1 protein-coding gene and 3 pseudogenes are annotated in these 2,718 nt (G+C 54.9%); 3 read left to right on the forward strand and 1 reads right to left on the reverse strand.

Annotation, left to right across the window (positions count from 1 at the left end; all coding sequences use genetic code 11):
- Positions 1–79 precede the first annotated feature (79 nt).
- The 3 pseudogenes from U5771_RS34830 to U5771_RS34840 form a co-directional block, all read left to right on the forward strand.
- Positions 80–445: pseudogene (locus U5771_RS34830) on the forward strand (helix-turn-helix domain-containing protein); the annotation flags it as partial.
- A gap of 142 nt (positions 446–587) precedes the next feature.
- Positions 588–1,013 (forward strand): annotated as a pseudogene (locus U5771_RS34835) (DUF4158 domain-containing protein); the annotation flags it as partial.
- Positions 1,012–1,147, forward strand: a pseudogene (locus U5771_RS34840) (IS481 family transposase); the annotation flags it as partial. The pseudogenes U5771_RS34835 and U5771_RS34840, both read left to right, overlap by 2 nt.
- A 51-nt stretch (positions 1,148–1,198) precedes the next feature.
- Here U5771_RS34840 and U5771_RS34845 read toward each other — a convergent pair.
- Positions 1,199–2,473 (reverse strand): SGNH/GDSL hydrolase family protein, encoded by a 1,275-nt coding sequence (locus U5771_RS34845; RefSeq protein WP_322028137.1) that lies wholly within the window; start codon positions 2,471–2,473, stop codon positions 1,199–1,201.
- Positions 2,474–2,718: the final 245 nt, after the last annotated feature.

Consider the following 2,718-nt stretch of genomic DNA (forward strand, 5'->3'; position numbering starts at 1 on the left):
TTCTAGCCAAGTTCAAATGTCCGCTTTTCGACCCATCGTAAGCTGATCGGCCGCTGGGAATCCAGCGCCGGAGGCTTTGATGGCTGGAACGGAACGGATCACGATGACGATGCGCGAGCTGGACCGATTCAAGGTCATTCAGGACGTCGCGGACGGCAAGCTTCAGCCGTGGCGCGCGGCCGAGCGACTTGAACTGACGACACGGCAGATCCGGCGACTGGTCGGCCGATTGCGTGAGTACGGGCCACAAGGTCTCGTGTCGCAACGGCGCGCGAAGCCCAGCAACAACCGATTGGACAGCGTGACGACTGATCGGGCGCTGTCGATCATCCGGGATCGCTACGCGGACTTCGGCCCGACGCTGGCCTGCGAGAAGCTGTACGAATGCCACGACATCCGGCTGGCCAAGGAAACGGTCAGGAAGCTGATGACGGAGGCTGGTTTACGGGTATGAACACGGTAAGCGTAAATTCCTATCATAAGCCTTTTAGTTATGAAAATATCCCGACTTATTACCATCTGGCGCGGTAACGTCTGACTTTTCTTGAGCTAACCTGTGCGGCCCCGCTGCGATCCCGAGGATTCGCATGGCCACCATCGAACGTACTGCCTATCCGCGCTTTCCCGAGGTCCTGGCACCACGGGACCTGAAAGCCTGTTACACGCCGCTGCACGACGAACTCGAATGGGCACGCCGGTCGACGCGCGGAGAGCGACCTCGGTTGGGCTTACTGGTGCTGCTGAAGGTGTTCCAGCAGTTGCATTACTTCCCGGTGCTCGGCGTCATTCCCGACGCCATCGTTGACCATGTGCGTACCACTGCCGACATCAGCGACGCCGCTCGATTCGGCTATGACACCGCATTGTCGCCCACGCTGTTCCGACATTACGCGGCGGTTCGCGCCTACCTGGACGTGAAACCATACTACGGCACTGACGCGAACGCGATCGCCACGCGCGCGGCGCACACGGCATCACTGACGATGGACCAGCAGGTTGACATCATCAACGCGGAACGAGCGAATTCGGCACCGCGAATGGCGGGTCGACAAGATCCTCGACCAACATCATCGGCGCGTCGGAACTCGTGTCCCCTACCGGTGCCACGAGTTCCGACGCGCCAAAGAAACGGCCTTCGAGAAAGTGAAACGATGTCTGCGAATCGCACAGTCATGCGACGTCGCTCATAACGAATTGGTCAGTTGCTAAGCAAGTTCAAACTAACAGCATTTGCCATAGCTTGATAACCTGCGTCGTTTGGGTGTAAATGGTCACCGCTGTCATAGGCAGCCAGCATTGCCGCTGGACGAGACGGATCCTGCATCAGCTTGTCGAAGTCGATAATGCCATCAACACCTGGAGCCGACCGCACGAATGCGTTCACGGATTGACGCTTAGCCTCTCCGGATGCGTCGTAGAACACCGCCCCCTCGTACGGCAGCAACGTTCCCAAAAACACCTTCATGTTTCGTGACTTTGCTTGAGCGATAGCAGCAGTCATTGCGCCGATGATCTGATCGGAGGAAACTGATTGCGACGGCAAAAACTCCCCGAATCCAATATCATTGATTCCCAGAAGAATTATTACGTGAGTTCCTCCCGAAACACCGAGAACATCACGAGAAAAGCGTGCTTTTCCAGCCGGGCCCGTTGTATCGTTCAGCCATCGATTTCCTGAAATACCTGCATCAACGACGCTTGCTTTTCCAACACTACTAGCTGCAGCCAGAACACGGTCGCTGAAGAAGTTTGGCCACCGATGATTAACATCGACAGTCGAGTGGTAGCCGTCGGTAATCGAGTCACCGAATGCAACAACAACCTTAACTTTTTCAGTGGTCGACACATCTACTTCATTTAACCAGTAATACGAAGTAATACTTTCGGCGTCGCTCATCGTCGCGGCATTCGTTTGATTTCCAGATGACAGGTAGTTGGTTTGCAGGCCGAATGTATGACTCGTTGCCACCGGGACACTATTTTTTACGTACAAACTGATTGAGAGATCAGACTGAGAAGCGATTGGCAAATTCACTCCATCACTCCACTGCTCCGTCCCCGCCGCGAGAGTCACGCTGGCCTCTCCATCAAAAGTAACGACCCGGTCAGTCGCCGCATCTACGCCGCCACTGCCAGTGCTGCGCGCAAGGTGTACCGAGGAAAATGTGACCGACTGCTTACCGAACAAGTTAGACAATTTTATGCGAGTTTCATTTCCACCATAAGACGTATGTATGGTCTGCCGTACTGTCTGATTTGAAATCGAGAGCGGTGGGGGTGGAGGCGCGAGATTTCCGGGAAAAATTTCGTTGTAGTCCTGCGACGCAGCCATCCAAGTCGCGACCCACTGATTCGGTGGCTGACTGTCCACGCCGCCACAGGCATATAGCGTTGCAAGAAGTGTTGCCCCGATGGTTGCTCGAGCAAGCCAATGAATTCCCAACGGGCACTTCGGATTTGAAACTGTGTTCATCTCGTCTCCAAAAAATTATTTTTCATATTCAATTCGTGGTGGGAATTGAATAGTTAAGATTGCACAGTAAACTGACGCAATCCTGACGCGACACAGGGCGGCAATCGAGCAGTCCTGACCTGCGGCGGGAATTTTTAGCCAATCACGCAGTGAGTCTCTCGTCGAGATTATCGGAATCCAACCAGGCTCGACGGACCGTGGCCGGAGGTTGATAGCGATGCGCGCTATGGGGCCGGCGCTCGTTG

The organism is Burkholderia sp. BCC1977, assembly GCF_905339595.1.
Taxonomy (GTDB): Bacteria; Pseudomonadota; Gammaproteobacteria; order Burkholderiales; family Burkholderiaceae; genus Burkholderia.